Origin of the sequence: Lederbergia ruris (assembly GCF_018332955.1) — a bacterium.
Taxonomy (GTDB): domain Bacteria; phylum Bacillota; class Bacilli; order Bacillales; family Bacillaceae_C; genus Lederbergia; species Lederbergia ruris.
This window is the reverse complement of the sequence record NZ_BORB01000023.1, coordinates 20,070-37,822: the sequence shown is the minus strand read 5'-3', so window position 1 is coordinate 37,822 and position 17,753 is coordinate 20,070. Positions and strand designations below refer to the sequence as shown.

General features: G+C 38.8%; 13 protein-coding genes. 1 reads left to right on the top strand and 12 read right to left on the bottom strand.

All coding sequences use genetic code 11. The features are described from left to right. Nucleotides 1–19: 19 nt before the first annotated feature. The 5 genes from KI363_RS13390 to KI363_RS13370 all read right to left on the bottom strand — a co-directional run bounded on the left by KI363_RS13390 (nt 20) and on the right by KI363_RS13370 (nt 7,113). A complete protein-coding gene (locus KI363_RS13390) occupies nt 20–1,702 on the bottom strand; it encodes an ABC transporter substrate-binding protein (RefSeq protein WP_212966623.1) in 1,683 nt (560 codons plus the stop codon). A 58-nt stretch (nt 1,703–1,760) separates the two neighbouring features. Continuing rightward, nucleotides 1,761–2,675, bottom strand: coding sequence for a carbohydrate ABC transporter permease (locus tag KI363_RS13385; protein WP_212966622.1), 915 nt, complete (start codon nt 2,673–2,675; stop codon nt 1,761–1,763). Between the two features lie 12 nt (nt 2,676–2,687). Further along, nucleotides 2,688–3,659 carry an ABC transporter permease gene (locus KI363_RS13380; protein WP_212966621.1) on the bottom strand — a complete coding sequence of 324 codons (972 nt, stop codon included), beginning with the start codon at nt 3,657–3,659 and terminating at the stop codon, nt 2,688–2,690. A 141-nt stretch (nt 3,660–3,800) separates the two neighbouring features. Continuing rightward, nucleotides 3,801–5,318, bottom strand: a complete 1,518-nt coding sequence (locus KI363_RS13375) for a response regulator transcription factor (protein WP_212966620.1) — start codon at nt 5,316–5,318, stop codon at nt 3,801–3,803. Continuing rightward, nucleotides 5,311–7,113 carry a sensor histidine kinase gene (locus KI363_RS13370; protein WP_212966619.1) on the bottom strand — a complete coding sequence of 601 codons (1,803 nt, stop codon included), beginning with the start codon at nt 7,111–7,113 and terminating at the stop codon, nt 5,311–5,313. Before KI363_RS13370 ends, KI363_RS13375 begins: the two co-directional genes overlap by 8 nt. Before the next feature lie 307 nt (nt 7,114–7,420). Between KI363_RS13370 and KI363_RS13365 the strand changes: the two genes are divergently transcribed. After that, a complete protein-coding gene (locus KI363_RS13365; RefSeq protein ID WP_212966618.1) occupies nt 7,421–7,876 on the top strand; it encodes an NUDIX hydrolase in 456 nt (151 codons plus the stop codon). A 52-nt stretch (nt 7,877–7,928) separates the two neighbouring features. Here KI363_RS13365 and KI363_RS13360 read toward each other — a convergent pair whose 3' ends face one another. From KI363_RS13360 to KI363_RS13330, 7 genes are all read right to left on the bottom strand, one after another. Beyond that, complete coding sequence (locus tag KI363_RS13360; protein ID WP_212966617.1) at nt 7,929–9,470, bottom strand: plasmid pRiA4b ORF-3 family protein; 1,542 nt, start codon at nt 9,468–9,470, stop codon at nt 7,929–7,931. 248 nt (nt 9,471–9,718) lie between these two features. Further along, on the bottom strand, nt 9,719–11,404 hold the full coding sequence (locus KI363_RS13355; protein WP_212966644.1) for a methyl-accepting chemotaxis protein: 1,686 nt from the start codon (nt 11,402–11,404) through the stop codon (nt 9,719–9,721). Nucleotides 11,405–11,864: 460 nt separating this feature from the next. After that, nucleotides 11,865–12,218: a hypothetical protein gene (locus KI363_RS13350; protein ID WP_212966616.1), complete on the bottom strand. Its 354-nt coding sequence runs from the start codon at nt 12,216–12,218 to the stop codon at nt 11,865–11,867. Nucleotides 12,219–12,444: 226 nt separating this feature from the next. Next, on the bottom strand, nt 12,445–12,645 hold the full coding sequence (locus tag KI363_RS13345; RefSeq protein WP_212966615.1) for a YjfB family protein: 201 nt from the start codon (nt 12,643–12,645) through the stop codon (nt 12,445–12,447). Nucleotides 12,646–12,690: 45 nt separating this feature from the next. Next, nucleotides 12,691–14,154 (bottom strand): methyl-accepting chemotaxis protein, encoded by a 1,464-nt coding sequence (locus tag KI363_RS13340; RefSeq protein ID WP_212966614.1) that lies wholly within the window; start codon nt 14,152–14,154, stop codon nt 12,691–12,693. A 1,038-nt stretch (nt 14,155–15,192) separates the two neighbouring features. Then, nucleotides 15,193–16,599 carry a vWA domain-containing protein gene (locus tag KI363_RS13335; RefSeq protein WP_246516866.1) on the bottom strand — a complete coding sequence of 469 codons (1,407 nt, stop codon included), beginning with the start codon at nt 16,597–16,599 and terminating at the stop codon, nt 15,193–15,195. Between the two features lie 181 nt (nt 16,600–16,780). Further along, a complete protein-coding gene (locus KI363_RS13330; RefSeq protein WP_212966613.1) occupies nt 16,781–17,737 on the bottom strand; it encodes a metallophosphoesterase family protein in 957 nt (318 codons plus the stop codon). Nucleotides 17,738–17,753: the final 16 nt, after the last annotated feature.

Below are 17,753 nucleotides of genomic sequence, written 5' to 3'. Positions count from 1 at the left end.
TCCCTTACTTTTTTCGATCTTACTTACTCCATAATTCCACTGTATTTTGAATAATCGTTGTATATTCCTTTTCGGCCTCTTCCACTCCTGCTTTATCGAGATCTTTCATAAATGTATCCCACACATCATCATAGTCTTCTGGATCTGCCAGGATGGCTTCTGGAATCCGTTTAAATGTCACATCTAACATTCTTTGATTTTTCACTTCGAGGTCTGAACCACCTGGAATGGGAATATTGTAAGCTGCTCCCCACGGCTTGACTTCAAATTCATCCATTTGTGGATATAAATCCTTCCATAATTCCACACCATACGCTTTTAGTACTTCTTTTTCTACGTCGGTTTGATTTTCGATTTGTTGTTCACGTGTAGCTACCGTAAACGTTTGGCCCGTTGAATCTAACACACCATCGCCATATCGTGGGGCAAAGCGTTGGAAGTTATACCCAATTCCCGTTTCCTTCGCAAAGTCTTTATTATTATTGCGGTACTCCCACACCTCTTCGGGAATCACACGTTTTCCATCCACAATCTCATAATGTTCACCTTCGAGACCCCAGTTTAGCATGATCTGTGTTTCTTCCGCTACCAAATAATCAAGGAACTGAATCGCACGAACTGGATCATCACAATCAACGGAAATCCCGATTCCCCAACCCGCTTGAAAACCTGGACTTTGGTAAACATGAGATTGATATTCTTCACTTAAAGTGATTGGATACATGCCATACATTCTGTCATGCTTACCTGCTTCTCGTAAAGCATTTTGTGCTTCGCCTACCATATAATCAGGGGCAATGGTAGCAAGTGCTCGACCAGTGGAAAGTTTGGCTAGCCATTGATCATTTTTTTGCACAAAAGATTCAGTATCTAATAATCCCTCGGCATTCATATGGTTGTACCAACGGAATACTTCCTTTTCAATTGGACGACGATAATGTAATGTTGCTTCATATGTTTTAGGGTCCACATAATACTCCCCATCATCCCCAGCCCCCGTCATCATAAAGCCACTGTTAAGAGTGGATGCTTGAAAACGCCATCCATCTGATTGCAGGGTTAATGGAATTGTTGGTTGTCCATCAATTTCCGGGTGTAATTTATAATATTCTTTCAGCGCTTTTTCTAAATCTTCCAATGTCTTTAATTCCGGATAATCTAACTCCTTCACCACCGCATGTTGTACAAGCGCTCCATAGCCAGGATACATCGCTTGGTTATCCACTGCGGCGTTTGGAATAATATAAATGGATGGATCATCCTTGCTCCATTTCAAGCGATTCATATTATCTCCAATCATTTTCTTTAGGTTTGGAGCATGTTCTTCAATCAGATCGGAAAGATCAATTAATGCCCCAGCATCTACTAATGTCCCCGCTTCTCCCTTTGGTAAAATCATATCCGGGTATTCTCCACTCGCCGCCATTAAGGCAATTTTTTGTTGCCCGCCATCAATATCAAACTCCGGCTTCAAGGTGACACCTGTATCTTCCTTCACTTTTTGGCCAATCGGACTCTCCATTTTTTCCCAATCAGCATTCGCATCCGAGTCAAAGACGGTTAAGGTGATGTCGCCATTGTCATCCCCTGTTGCTCCGTCCGTTTTCTTGGCAGTTCCTTTCTCTGAACTTTGACAGGCAGTCATAACGATCATGAAAGTCGCAATAAGCAATACAGCAAGAAGCTTTTTAAATGATTGCATCCCTTTTTCCTCCCCTTTTATTTTGTATCAACAGATAAGCCTGTTATTACCAAATTCATCACTGCTTAACGGCCCCTAATGTCATGCCTTGGATAAAATAGCGTTGTAAAAATGGGTACACCAACACAATCGGAATCACGGTGACCATCGTAATCGCCATTTTAATCGAATCTGGTGACACCATTTGCGATTGTTGAGCCGCATTGGGACGCATTTGATTGGCATCCGTATTTCCACCCATCGTGGTATTTTCAAGAATTTTCATCAATTCATATTGTAGTGTCGTTAAGTTTTCATTCATGCTGTTATATAAATACGTATCAAACCAACTATTCCATTGCCCTACCGCAACAAATAACGCAATGGTCGCTAAAACCGGTTTACATAAGGGTAAAATAATTCGGTAAAAAATCGTAAAGTCATTAGCCCCATCCATTTTCGCCGATTCCTGGAGAGAAAATGGTAATCCATCCATAAACGAACGAATGATAATGATATTGAAAGCACTGACTAATCCGGGCAAAATATACACCCAAAATGTATTCATAAGCTGTAAATCACGGATTAACATATATCCAGGAATTAACCCTCCCGAAAAATACATCGTTAAAACAATCACAGTTGAAACGAACCGTCTTCCCTGAAAATCAGTTCGACTTAATGTAAAAGCGACCATCGCTTGGATAAACACTCCCAATAAGGTTCCTACGACTGTACGAAGCACAGAATTACCAAAACCCGTTACTAAGTTGTCGTATTTAGCGATTTCTAAATAATTATTAAATGTAAATTCTCGTGGCCATATATAAATCCCACCCCGAATTGTATCGGTTGATTCATTTAGAGAAATCGCCAAAACATTTAAAAAGGGATATAGAGTTACAACCATTACAATGATTAAAAATGTATAGTTGAGAATATCGAATAGATAATCCTTATACGTTGATTTATTTAACACTCTTTTTGTTGCCATGAACTTCCCTCCCTACATGACACTTTGATTGGAGTAGCGCTTAAATATGCCGTTCGCAAGGAATAACAGGAAAATACTTACAACCGAATTGAAGATCCCGATGGCTGTGCCATAAGAAAATTGGCCTAACCCAATCCCATAATTAAGCGCATACAATTCTAGCACTTCGGAATAATCCACAACGAGCGAATTCCCTAACAGCATTTGTTTTTCAAAGCCAATACTGACTAAATGCCCTATATTCAATATCAACACCACTAAAATGGTCGGGCGAATTCCCGGTAAAGTAATATGCCACATTTGCCTTAATCTGCTTGCGCCATCCACTTTTGCTGCTTCATAAAGTTGGGAATCAAGACCGGCAATCGCCGCCAAAAAGATAATTGCATTCCACCCCATCTCCTTCCATAAATCCGCTGCTGTCACGATCCCCCAAAACCATGATCCTTCTGCCATAAATTGGAAGGGTTTATCAATAAAGCCAAATTTTAAAAGCAGATCATTCACGATCCCACCATCTGTTGAGAGCATTTTTGTCACAATTCCGGCTACCACAACCCATGAAACAAAGTGAGGTAAATACGTAATCGTTTGGACGGTGCGCTTAAATAGACTATGGCGGACCTCATTTAACAAAACGGCAAATATAATCGGAACAACAAACCCAATCGTCAAACCGAGTAAGCTCATTGCTAATGTATTTCTTAGCGCTAAATAAAATCGTTCATCACTTAATAAAGCAATAAAATGTTTCAGTCCCACCCATTCTTGTTCGAAAAAAGAACGACCAGGCCGAAAGTTTTGAAAAGCCATTGTCCATCCCCATACAGGGAGATAATTAAACACAAATACCCATAATACGAAGGGCAGTGACATCATATATAATATTTTTTGCGAATAAAACGTCTTCCAGAAATGTTGGCTTTTTGTTTTTGGCTTTTTAGGACTGAAATTTGAATGCGCTTTCCTCTTTACCGTCTCCATCTAACCCCCTCCTAATCGGTAACTTCATTTTAACGTGTAGGTAAAGCGAAAAATACCACCATAATTAAAGTGAAAATCATATAAAAATGTAAGATCGATTTTGCGGAGAAAAAGAAAAGAGAAATAACCATCCGCAAATGATTATTTCTCTATCGCCTTCTTTTTTCGATATTCTGACGGTGAAATCCCAACATACTTCTTAAATTTACTATGAAAATAATCAACATTGGCATAGCCAATTCTTTCGGCTACTTGATAAACCTTTAAATCTTGTAATAATAATTTTTTACTGTTTTCAATCCTCACTTTATCTAAATACGTATTAAAATATTGGCCTGTGGAATCTTTAAATAATTGGCCTAAATAGCCCCGATGATAGTGAAGTGTTTCTGCTAGAGTGTCAAGTTTAATATTGGAATGATAGTGTCTTTCAATTAAGTGAATCATTTTTTTCACAATCAAGTCAGAATCTTCCCGATCGATCTGTTCCATGATTTCTACCAATATAGAATTGACATGAATTAAGAGTCGGTCGATAGTGGGTTGCTTTTCAATTTCCATTACTTTTTCCATTAGGTTTGTGAGTTCTTTATAATCCGACATCCATTTATTGATCAGAGTGGAAACCAAATGAATATAATTCTTTTTGATCGATTCTTCAGTTGGATTTTCATGTGTCCACTGCTCTCCCATTTCTAGACAAATATCTTTAACAGCCTGCTGATCTCCTAACTCAATCATGTAAATTAATTTCTCCATTTGCGTTTCCGAAGATTTTCCTTGCTCTTTTTTATTTCCTTTGACTAAAAAAATCGGTTTTGATTGTGAAGTTAAGATTTGTTGTTCATCGTAAAAAAATTTATTGGCAAGCAGTTGCTCAGCTATTTGATAGACTGTAGGCAATTCTTCTATCCTTTCAACTGGATCAGTCAATGCCGCAGCAAATGGCTCTGACATGGGAAACATCCTTTGGAGCTTTTCATATATAACATTCGGTTGATGGGAAAGAAAAAACTGCCCATTCGATGCAATGACTAAACGTCGTTGATGAGTACATACAATCACGGAATCATCCTTTTTAAAATAGGCTTTTAATTGTTGTTTTCTATTTGCTAACTCTAGATCGTTGTCTAAAGTAATGAATAGAAGACGATAATGAGACCATCCCAGTTTCCGGAAAAATTCAGTCACCTGCGCATCTACATTCCCTCTTAAGAGGCTTTCTAGCATCCTCTCTTTGTTTTCAGCTTCTAACTTATCTTTCATCTGTCTATAGTCGCGTTCTTGCTCCCATTTCAACTTTAGTTTATCTAAATAGTCCATCAACTCTTCTTCTACGATTGGTTTTAATAAATAGCCCTCTACACCAAAAGAAATAGCCCGTTTCGCGTATTCGAATTCTGCATACCCACTTAAGATAATAAAATCTACAGATGGATCCCTTTTTCTTATTCTTTCCATTAATTCAATTCCTGTCATTCCAGGCATTTTGATATCGACAATCATAAGATCGGGTACCAACCTTTCATGCTTATGGAGCGCCTCTACACCATTTTCTGCCGTTTCTACCTGGCTAATCATATATTCTTCCCACGGAATAAGAGCCGCCAAACCTTCTCGAATGGTTGGCTCATCATCGACAATCAATACTTTAAACAATTCCATTCCCCCCTTCAATCGGGATTAAAAATGATATTGTCGTCCCTTTCCCTAATACACTTTCAATTGTCAAACCAGCTGAATGACTATACGTTAGTTGTAATCGTTGATGTACGTTTCGCAGACCAATGCGAATACCTTCTTTTTCCTCATTCTCCGCTAACATTTGTTTGATTTCTTTCAATTTATCCTCACTAATCCCTTTACCACTATCCGTGACTGCAATATAGATTCCAGTGGAAGTCCATTTGCTGATGACTGATATCACTCCCCCTTTAGCTACATCTTCAATTCCATGAACAACTGCGTTCTCAACAAGTGGCTGAATGATGAATGGTGGTATTTTCAAGTCATTCGTTCGTGGATCAATATGAAGCTCGTAATCAATTCGCTCCCTATAGCGGAATTTTTGAATTTCAAGATAGGATTGGATCACGCCAATTTCACTGCTTAGCTTGACTTTACTTGTCCCAACTTCAATACTATTGCGCATCAATTTTCCAAGTAATTTCACAACTTGAGCGATTTCCCTTTCGCCATTCAAACTAGCCCTCATTCGTATCGATTCAAGTGCATTAAATAAAAAATGCGGATTAATCTGACTGGCCATCATTTTAAACTTGATATGATTTTGTTTTTGTTCCAGCAAACTTTTCTGTTTATTCGATTCTTCTATCTCTCGGAGGAGTTGTTTCGTATTCGTCGCCATAGCATTTAATTGTTTAGAGAGTTGGCCGATTTCGTCTTTTCCATCTACCAATATCGCATGATCAAAATTTCCCTTACCCACTTCATGAATCTGTTCGCTCAAAATCAATATTCGCTGTGATAACCATTTGGAGAAATAGTAGATTAAACATAAAGCAATAATCACGCTAATGGTGACAACGAACAGCCCCATTCTGCCGAATCGATTGGCATTTTCGACGATCTCTTGGTTCGGGATAACAGAAACAACCTTCAGTCCATTCGAACTATGATCCGGGTGTATCTCTTCTAAAAAAATATAGGATGGTTCTCCATTCACCTTTCCACGGAACGCTCCTATTTGCTCTTCTAGCATTTGTTTGGATTCAATCATTTTACTAAAGGATTTTGTTGTAAACTCAGGATCATTCGTTGCAATAATATTATTTTTATCATCGATGATCATCATGGGGGATGATTCCTGTGATAATATCAAATTTAAATGATCCGTATTGACGGTTATAACCAACATTCCATATGTTTTAAAGTCTAAAAAATCAATCCGTCGAACAAAACTGAGATATTTTCTATTTTGTTTCGTTTCATCTTCTATATATGTCCAAGAAGCCAATCCTTTGCCCTTTTTTCCATTGATATACCAAACAGATTGGCTTACTTGTTCAGAGGACGGAATGATTTGCCAGTTGTTTAATAGAGTAGGATTTTCCATATAAAAACGAATACTGGAAATTTCATGGGGGTATGTATTTAAATAGTGATCAAAGGTGGAATAGTTTTTATAGGCTGCTACGACATCATACGTATACTGATATTCTGTATTGACAATTTCCTTTAATCGCTGATCATATAAAATATTATTCGATAAATACAATGGGATTTTCAATGTTTCCAAGGTTCTTTTTTTGACACGATCAAGATTAGCCGTCTCTTGTTTGACAGCGTCTGTAAGAGCCAATTGCTTTAGTTCGTTTGTTAGGAAACCCCCTACGATTAAAACTGGTACAAAAACAACGAGTACAAAAGAAAAAAATAACTTATTTCGCAACTTCATGTCATTTAGCATCTTTTTAATCGATAAAAATATCATCGCACTTCCTCACATTTCGTTGTTGTCTAATCACGGTTTCTTGCCTGTTTTTTCATGATGAATGAACGGGAATTGTCTATTATGCTCCTAAATATGAAACCCCCGCAGATGATAACGCTGTCACTAAACATTCCTTACATCTCCTTTGAGACAAGTGTAATCCATTTTACATAAAAAAGTAATAACGTTTACCTTTCTTTTCAAAATCGATCGGTTAATTAAGAATCAGCCAAACACCTAAAGAAAGTTTATGGTGTAAGCGATATAATAAGAATAAGCTTAATTGTTCGAAAGGAATGAAATAGATATGGGGTATGTCGAGGATTTAAGAAAAATAGTGGGACATCGGCCATTAATACTCACAGGCTCTGTTGTGATCGTGTTGAATAAGCAAAATAATGTTCTTTTACAGCAACGCAAATATCCGTATGGTGTTTGGGGATTGCCTGGCGGGTTAATGGAATTAGGCGAATCTACAGAAGAATGTGCACGGAGAGAGGTTTGGGAAGAAACAGGACTCACGATTGGGGAGTTAGAATTGATTAGCGTTTCCTCTGGGAAAAACCATTACGTCAAAGCACAAAATGGCGATGAGTTTTATGTCGTAACAATCGTATATATGACAAAGGATATCGTTCAGGGAAAGCCTCAAGTCCATGACGACGAGTCCCTGCAAATAAAGTATTTCCCCCTCCATCAACTACCTGATAATATGGTCGGCAGTCATCGAAAAGCCATTCACAATTATCTTGAACTCACTTGAAGGGATGAGGGCAATTCAATCATTACAAAATAATAGATTGAATTGCCCTTTTTTAATTCTGCATTTGTTCTAATATTTGCTTAAATTCTGCCATACCAGGTAATTCTTCGCTCTCAATAAGATTTGATGCGTAGAGGAATTTTAGTGGAAGTAACATCTCATAAATGGACTCTGAAACCAAAATTTTATTCGGAACTGTATTACGATTTTGCAAAAACTTTAAAAAAGCTCGCTGGCACTGTTCCACCCTGTTTCCACCGGCTTGCATCTCTTGAAATAAAACCATGCCACTTTCTTGATCGATCGCCACACTCAAATTAGGAAAATAAGGACGTTCTCCTTCCAGTTCTTGAATCGGCATATTAACGGGAAAGAAATCAAACTCGACGCTTCCCTGATCTTGTTTATATTTAGATAAACGTTTGACATCCAGCTCTGAAAGGTAGGAAGGATGTCCCTCATCACTTGTCACATCCCAATTAAAAATCGAGGAGGTGACATACTCCGTTACCCAGTCTATTTCCCCGTTTGCATTTTCTTTTGGGGTTCGTGCTAACCATGCTCCTTGCCCTGTTTCATCTAGAGAAAATTTCTGTTCTTTAATATCTTCAACTAAATAAGGCAATTGCTCCAACGCCAATAAGAGGAATCTAGCTTCTTCGTGATCAATCATCCATGGGAAAAAGCCTGGTTGATAACTGCGAAATTCTGGCCACTGATTCTTCCCTCTAAACGATACAGTGGTTGCTTTAATTAATTCATAATCCGCTTTTTCAAGTTCATCGCGATTCACAAATGACACTAAAACAGCTCTTTGTTTCTGTGAAAGTTCAAACGCACTCTCGTTTCCTTGATTTAATAATTGTAACAAAGATTCAAAGCCTTCCTTCCCAATATATACGGCAAGTCCGTATAGTTCATGGGCATTCCCAAGTACACTGCAAAACAACTGTTTTTTTGTGATTGGGTCTGTAATAATAAAGATATCGTCACCCTCTAATCTGTTCCAAGGGGCTAATTTATTAAAATCTTTTGCTGCCATAAGCAAACGTGACCAATCAAACTCCAGTTCATTTTTTTCTTCCAATAGCCAAATGGATAATTCCTCATTTATATAATCCGTTAAAGCCTGTGAATTCATTGTTTCTTCAGGAGAAACGCCATCAAGGTACAATCCTCGACTATCTTCTTCTGGCGCTTCTCTCATCGCCTTCACACAATTAGGATAGGTCATTCCTTTTTCAGATGCTAACACTTTTTCCAAAACAATTTCATGATTCCAATCGTCACCAAAATCATAAGTATAAACTGCACGATCCTTCTCTTTTACAAAGAAATCTGAGAGCACAGTTTCCTCTTCATCGTACAAAGGTGAAAAAAGACCATATTCGTCCATCATTCCGATTTCAATTGGCTCAACACCCTTCCCATTGGACTTTGTCATCCTATATGTGTGTAAATGGTAATCCCCCCATTCAAAAGCTATTTGTAAAATTTCGTGAAAATCTAAAAAGGTCATATTGGAATCTACCTGTAATCGCCGCCAAATAGGAGGGCGAAACCCAAGCAATTGTATTTTAAATTGATAAATCAAACCGTCACCTCATCATGCTTTTCTTTTTAGTGTAAATGATTCATGAGGAATTTTCTAGACATTCACCGTCCTTTAGCCCTTTGGCTATTCAATATCCATGAAAAACTACCCTTATCAACTTGAAGGGTAATTTTTCATCAAAAATCGTTACGTAGTTCTCTTTCCGGAGTTTTTCTACTTCGTCGGTAATCGTACCTGGATTCCAACGCCAATTTTAACACCTCTTACCAAACCACTTTCCCTTATTTTCACAAACGAAACTGTTTCACTAATTTATTTAGATCCTCTGCCATTATTTCCAACTCTTCAGAGCTGTTTGCGACCTCGTCCATCGAACTACTAATTTGTTGGGAGGATGCTGACGTTTGCTCCACACCTGCAGCTGATTCCTCTGAAATGGCTGCGATATCGCCAATAGAGTGATTCATTTTTTCACTAATTGATGTAATAGTGGCTAAATTCTCTGAAACCACCTTTATTCGATCCACCATTCCCATGACGGTACGATTGATTTCAGCAAATGTTTCACTTGTCGAATTGATTTGCTTCGTTCCCAACTCCACTTCTTCATATCCTTTATTAAGGGAAGTCTTGACTATTTTTGTTTCATTTAAAATATCCTCTACAAAACTTGTAATATCCCCAACAGAATTAGCAACTTGTTCAGCAAGTTTTTTTACTTCTGTTGCTACCACTGCAAAACCTTTTCCCTGTTCTCCTGCTCGTGCCGCTTCAATCGCGGCATTCAGTGCCAATAAATTAGTTTGTGCAGCAATATCTTCAATAACTGAAACGAGTTTTGCGATTTCTTGTGATTTTATATCTAATCCATCCACTTTTTGAACTGCGTTATGGACAATTTGATCAATCTTTTTCATTTGTTGATTAGAGGAATCCATTAATTGCGTGCCATTTTCAGTCATTTTCAGAACTTCTTTGGAGACTCGTTCTATTTGCTTTCCATTTGCATTTGCTTCATTCACAATAGCTGAAAATGTGGATATACCAGAGGCAAGATCACTTGTATTTGTAGCCTGAGTTTCCGACCCGATTGCGAGTTCTTGCATGGTTGAGGCAATTTGTTGGGATCCTTCTTTCACTTCATTCGCTGATTGTGTTAATTCTTCACTTTGGCTTGTCACGCTTTCCGAGACGGCATTAATCTTGATAAGTAAATCACGGTTGCTTTGTTGCATTTCATTTGCCGCTTGCACAAGCTGACCTACTTCATCATTAGAATGTAGGATTAAAGGGTCGTGGTTAAGATTACCGGCCGCGATTGATTTCATCCTTTCCTTTATCTCTTTAATTGGTTTTGCAATGAGATGGGAAGTAATCAATGCAACAGCAACGCTGACGAATGTAATTAGAATAATTACAGACATAGATACAACTAAATTTCTTTCTCCATTTGTCATAATGCTCTTTCCATTTTCTTCTATTTGGTTTTCTCGATTTGCTGCCAACTCCTCATAACCCTCCATAATTTCCCTTGCAACAACAGCTGCTTCAGAGAGATTTTCTTTCGCCATTTCTTCGTTACCTTTATCATATTCACTAAAAACATTGGTCAAAATAAAGTTTTGCCATTCGTTTGTTCGTTTCACAAGATCCTCAAATTCTTCCGCTCCACCTTCTTCTTTAATTATTTCTTCATATTCCTTCCCTTTTTCCGTGTATAAGTCAAAGCGTTCTTTAAAATCTTGATCCCCAAATAACACATATCCACGGACAGTAGCGATTCGATTAGCCATTACGGTGGCTAATTGTTCATCAGCAATCAATATTTTCATTTCTTCGTCTAAAATTTTACTTGTGTTTTGATTTGTCGATTTGACGGAATAGAAGTTATATATCCCGAAACAGACTAATAGAATAATAATCAAAGAAAAACCGAAAAGCATTTTCGCTTTTATACTTTTGAATTTAATCATACTTTTCAAAACTCAGTCACCTCATTTTATAATTTTCTAAGTTTCATTCCACTTTTATATTGTGTACATTTTCACATTAGGCCCCTCCCTAACATTGGTTGTGATTTTATTTGTAAAAATCACAAAAAAACAGCCCCCTTTTCATGACCATTTTACCGGGGCCTATCAGCCGATATCCAATTCTTTTATCATAGGATTTTTTTACCAATTACCATGAAATATTACTACAAAAATCGACAAAGTACAACAATAATCTATCCGTATCCTTTACTAAATAGGTGAAATGAACTAAGGTGATTTAAAGCGCTAGGAAAGTAAGTATTCAATGAAGGGGATGATTTAAAGCAAATGTCGCGAGAAAAGCGAAGTCGGAAAGCCGAATTTCTGTCATTTGTGAGGTTATGAACTTGATGCTTGTTGCCCTAAATTCCGGGAAAACTTTGATTCGGCCTATTCATTCTTACTCACTAACTTGGTTTGTAATTTGCCTCCACAAGTTATCATGAAGTAAGGTAAGATCCAAATTTATCATACAGTTAATTTCTTTACTATTTTTTAAAAACCAAGTAAAGAACTTAAGATCTTTTATGACTTCGCAGAAAGAGATGGGGTGAAATTGCTTTTGTGCATGATATTGTATGTATTGGATTAGGGTTTCCTCGCGAATGAAGGATAAATATAGAAGATCCGTATGCTCATATAAAAAATGAAAGATTCTATCCAATGATTCCTGTTTTGCTGTGGGGATTCCCAAATCATCGACTTTGAATTGTGATTGTAAAACATCAAACCTTGATAGCTCTTGTAATCTCATTCTTTACACTCCTATGTTTATATGTTCGAACCAGTGAATTTTATACACGTAAAACTAAATATACATATTTTTCCATATAGTATAACACTATATATCATACGATAAGCTTATTTACTTTTCAACGTTCAACTCATTTTCATTGAAACCAAAGATACTATTTTACAACAAAAAATGGAGGAGATTGGTAGAATTACTACGAATCTTCTCCATTTTTTGAAGGTCCTTTTTAGCGTTTAATGTCAATAGTTCCACCTAAATGGGGTTGAGCTACATGTTGAATGGCAGAAACATTGGTCGATTGCATCAATGTTTTCAGTGCCTCTCCTTGTTGTCCCATCATTTCCATCGATTTTTTTGCGATCAAAATCGAGGACTGTTGCTTAAGCTGTGTCTGATTCAAAGCCATTGAAAGGCCGGCAATATCCACTTCCTCTCCTCCTTTCTAACTTTTAATATTTTTTAACCTAAGACATTAGCGAACGAAATTTTCTCCCAGCACACTGGCTTCCTTATAAGTTTGTTGGACATACTCTGTGATTTTTTCCTGTTCATCACTGAGCTGTGTCAAGGTTGCATGCAGTTCTTCCACAGCTGCAGTGCTTTCTTCCACGATGGAGGCAAAGTCATTGGTGTGTGCTTGAATCGTCTCACTATTATCCGCAACCACTTCCACTTCTTGTAAAAGTTGCTCCAGTTTTCTTTGTAAATCATTCATGGCGCCCGTAATTTCTTTAAAAGCGATATCGGATTCATTCGTTAATTCAACTTGAGTATGAAGTTGCTTCATCCCATCATGTAATTTTGTTACAGCCATTTCATTCGAGTGATTGACAGCATCTAAATTAGCATCAATTTTTTCTAAAGTGTTGTCCGTTAAACCAGCAAGCTTGCGAATTTCTTCGGCTACAACCGCAAACCCTTTTCCATGTTCCCCTGCTCTTGCTGCTTCTATGGAAGCATTTAAAGATAGCATATTGGTTTGCACGGTAATTTCCCGAATCGATTCGGCAAAGGTATTGGTTTCCGCAATTTTTTCTGTCAAGTCCTGAAAAGTGGCCATTAACTCATTGAAAAAATGGGAAAAGGCATCGAATTGTTCCTTCATCATCTTCATTTTTTCAATTCCAGCACTTGCCTTTGCCCCACCTGCATCCGCTTCTACAACTAGCACCTTTACATTCTCTTGCATTTTTTTGACCGAAACGTTGGTATCCTCTGTCGTCCCGGCGATTTCTACAATATGGTCAGCTTGACTTTGACTCCCCGTACTTACTTCTTCCAAAGCGGTCAGCATTTCCTTTTGTGAAGCCAGAGAATGATTGGAATTCTCTTGTATTTGTCGTAAATTCACGGTAATCATGTTGAATGCTTGATTTAACTTCGTTGCCAAGTTTTCTTCCAATTTCATTTTCTCTTCGGCATCTGCTACTAACACTTCCAACTGCTTTGATAGACGCCTACTTTGATGAACCGTTGCTGCGAACATGACGGAAGCTAAAAAGTGAATTAATAGTAAATTCCCAGTTTGCGTATCAGTCATCTGGAATTGAGAAATTCCGATCGCGACTGAGCTAATCAAATACCCATAAATAAAGACACCATAAGAACCTGGTATACTTGCAAATATCAGCACTAGAAAGGATAAAGCAATTGTGGCTATACTTACCCCAGCTAGCAAGATCGTCCCCAGCACCATAGCAGAAATTAAGGTGATCACGATATAAGGGAAAATCCGTTTGATTCCTTCAACCCGCTTACTTAAGAAAAACAAACCAATCAGTAGAACCAAAGGAATGGCAAGCGATAAAAGGATCGCGACATAAGTTTCCATAAATATTTGCCCGATCAGGCCTACTCCTAATATTAACCCACAGGCAAGGCCCATGATCGTATTTTTCCTATTGTGATCTGCGATACGTATCTGTTCTAAGTTCATCTAATCGTCCCTCTCGGAAATTTGAATCTTTCTACAGATTATATCGTCCCAGAGAATGATTTGTTTAGGTACGGAAAGTTAAAAAACACTTCCAACGCCTAAAGGCGCCACGTCCTCTCGTCTTCGTTAGATGCTCTGCGGTTTCCTACATCCAAACACACTTTGGATCTACGTTTTGCCGCTTCTTCCGCGATTTCGTACACCCAAATACACTTTAGATCTACGTTTTGGATCTTCCTCCGCAATTTCGTATATCCAAACACACTTTGGATCTACGTTTTGCCGCTTCTTCCGCGATTTCGTACACCCAAATACACTTTAGATCTACGTTTTGGATCTTCCTCCGCAATTTCGTATATCCAAATACACTTTGGATCTACGTTTTGCTACTCCCTCCGCGATTTCGTACACCCAAATACACTTTAGATCTACGTTTTGGATCTTCCTCCGCAATTTCGTATATCCAAATACACTTTGGATCTACGTTTTGCTACTCCCTCCGCGATTTCGTACATCCAAACACAATTTGGATCTACGTTTTGCCACTTCCTCCGCAATTTCGTATATCCAAACACGCTTTGGATCTACATTTTGGATCTTCCTCCGCGATTTCGTACACCCAAATACACTTTGGATCTACGTTTTGCTACTCCCTCCGCGATTTCGTACATCCAAACACGCTTTGAATCTACGTTTTGCTACTCCCTCCGCGATTTCGTATATCCAAACACACTTTGAATCTACGTTTTGCCACTTCCTCCGTGATTTCGTACATCCAAACACACTTTGGATCTACGTTTTGCCACTCCCTCCGCGATTTCGTACATCCAAACACGCTTTGAATCTACGTTTTGCTACTCCCTCCGCGATTTCGTACATCCAAACACGCTTTGGATCTACATCTTGGCATTTCCTCCGCGGTTTCGTACATCCAAACACCTCTTCAATCTACATCTTCGCCGTTTTGTCCAATCCTGTTGGCTTCCGCCCTGGGGCAACGCCGTTTTGGCCAACGTCCTGTTGGCCTATGCTTCCTGATCATTCGTTTTTCTTTTTAATCGTTTCTCTAATTTTCTCATTTCCTTCCTCGACATAATCTCGATATTGTTTTCTCCCACTTTCTACACTTTCCCGATAAGCTTTAGTTCCAACGTCCACAGCATAGCGATATTTTTCCTTTCCATAATCCACAACCAATGAATAGAGAGGGGATGAAGCAGGATGGCCTATTTCATCAAATTTTTCCTTTAAATATTGTTGGGCTTTCTTCATTCGTTCTTTTTCTTGATAACTTTTCCTTTTCATGCTTTCTTTTGTCTCATAAGCGAGCTTTTTCTTTTCTTCCTTTGATTCATAGGCCTGTTGCTTTCCAGCCTCTTTCCACTCATACCATGCCTGTTGAATTTCTTGATATTGGGCTCTTAAATATTTTTTCAAATCCTGTTCTGAATCCACATACGTGAATTCGCCATTTCCGGCACTTGCCACTTCTTTTAATAACTTTTGCCCTTCGTTATCTACGTCAAAACCGATAATATTAACGACCGTTTCGATATCGGCCGACACTAAATCCTCGGCGGCTTTCACCGGGTCTCCTCCACACGTTTCAATGCCATCACTTACGACATAGACAATCACATCATCTGTGTTTTCTGGAATATCCTCTTTCACTGTTTCTAAGGCAAGACCAATCGGTGTCCAGCCCGCAGGTTTTACTTTTTCAAGAGCTTTCTTAAATTTTCCATCTTCAAAATTTCCATTATAAAAGTTCTCTGTACTTGTACAGGATAATTCTTTATCCGCGTCACTTCCCGACCCCTTATGACCATAAACTCGCATGGAGATCGTGGCGTTTTCTGGAATCTGTTCCGCAAACTCTAATACTGCCTCTTTTGCCGCATCCATGCGATTTTTATTCCCCACCATTGCCTTCATGCTTCCGCTAGCATCAATCAAAATCGCATAATGAGCCGTTTTGACATTCGGGGAGTCAATCGTTTCATCAGGGCGAACAACATCTACTTCTACTGAGGAATCAAAATGGAGGAAAGTCTCCAGCTCTTCGTGATAATCCTCTGTTAGTAAGTACTTGAGTTCTTCTAAGTATTCCGCCTCTGTCAGATCATCTGGTAATTTGTCGAGCGCCTCCTTCACTTTCGCCTCATCATAATCGTCTCCACTATAAATCCCGGGATAACGCAGCAATTCTTTTTCAAGCTCCGTTACATCCCGCCCAGGATTTTCGATTTCATAATACTGCACCTCTTTAGGCACATATTCCTCCGCTTCTGTTTGACCATCATTTTTCACAGCTTCCCCTTCATCCTTTGTAGCCACTTCTTCGGCAGAAACGTCCTTTTGAGGTTCCGCCGGTTCTGTATCCTTCCCCGCACATGCCGTCAATAATAAAAAGGCCAACAGCCAGACATAATAATATTTTTTCACAAGCTAAACTCCCTTTTTCATTGAATTCTGTCTGTATCATAACGAAAGTCATTATGTATAAAAAGTGGCTGAATCACTAGTTCTTTTTGGCTACGATAGAATCGGCATTTTTCCCGCAAAAAAATATCCATCCTTAAACCAAGGATGGATCACTGTTTTTTCTCCACACTCTTCTTTCGATCTATCTTTCTGGATAGTGTACGGGTTGCTCATGCACGACAGACCCGTCATTTTGGCGAATCCATGTGTCAAATTCCCGCGCTCCTGCCTGCAATTTAATGACACGCGCTCCTGTTGGAAAATAGTCATTGCGCTCATTGTCAATGTAACTTACATATTTCGTCGCACGGCCATAACAGAGTCGAATCCCATGGAGTGTACTACAAAAATCATTGGCATGGTCATGACCAACGAAGGTCCCCATCACATCGCCCATTTCCACCATCGCTGAAAAAAATCCTGAATTTAGCATTGGCGTATGACATTTTCCGTCTAATCGATGGCCGTAACAAATATGATGCTCCCAAGCCTCACTATATTCTGGTAACGGTATATGAAAAAAGGCAAGCGCTGGTAAAGGGATTCCTCCATTTTGTTCTGTCAATATCTGGGACGTTGAAACATACCAGTTAATCTGATCCCTCCGAATCCAATCATACCCACCAAATGGGGAATAATCGCCACTATCCAAAAAATATAGCGCAGCGGCCACCTCATCTTGATCATTCATAACCGTCAGTACATAGTTTCCCGCACCACTTACCCCCGGTGGATCCTCTTTCGCCACGCAATATTCATGCTCCAGTTGAACCCTATGCATTTGTTTTCTCGAAACACTCCCCTCGGAATCATGATTTCCAAAAACAGCGGCCCATAGAACTTGATGATCCTCAGCAACCGCCACTGCATGACGAAACGATTGGATCGGGTCTCTCGTTCTCGCACTCGCAATCACATCTCCGGAAAAAACAATGAGATCTGGTTGTTCCTCGCGAATCACCATCTCCATTAAACAACGTGTTTCCTTATCCAACTTAGGTGAATCAGGATCATGATCAAATTCATCGATAAACTCCACATCCGTAAACTGAACGATCGTAAATGTACCATCATCCCGGAACTTTAAGGTTTTATTCATCCTTTTCGCTCCCCTT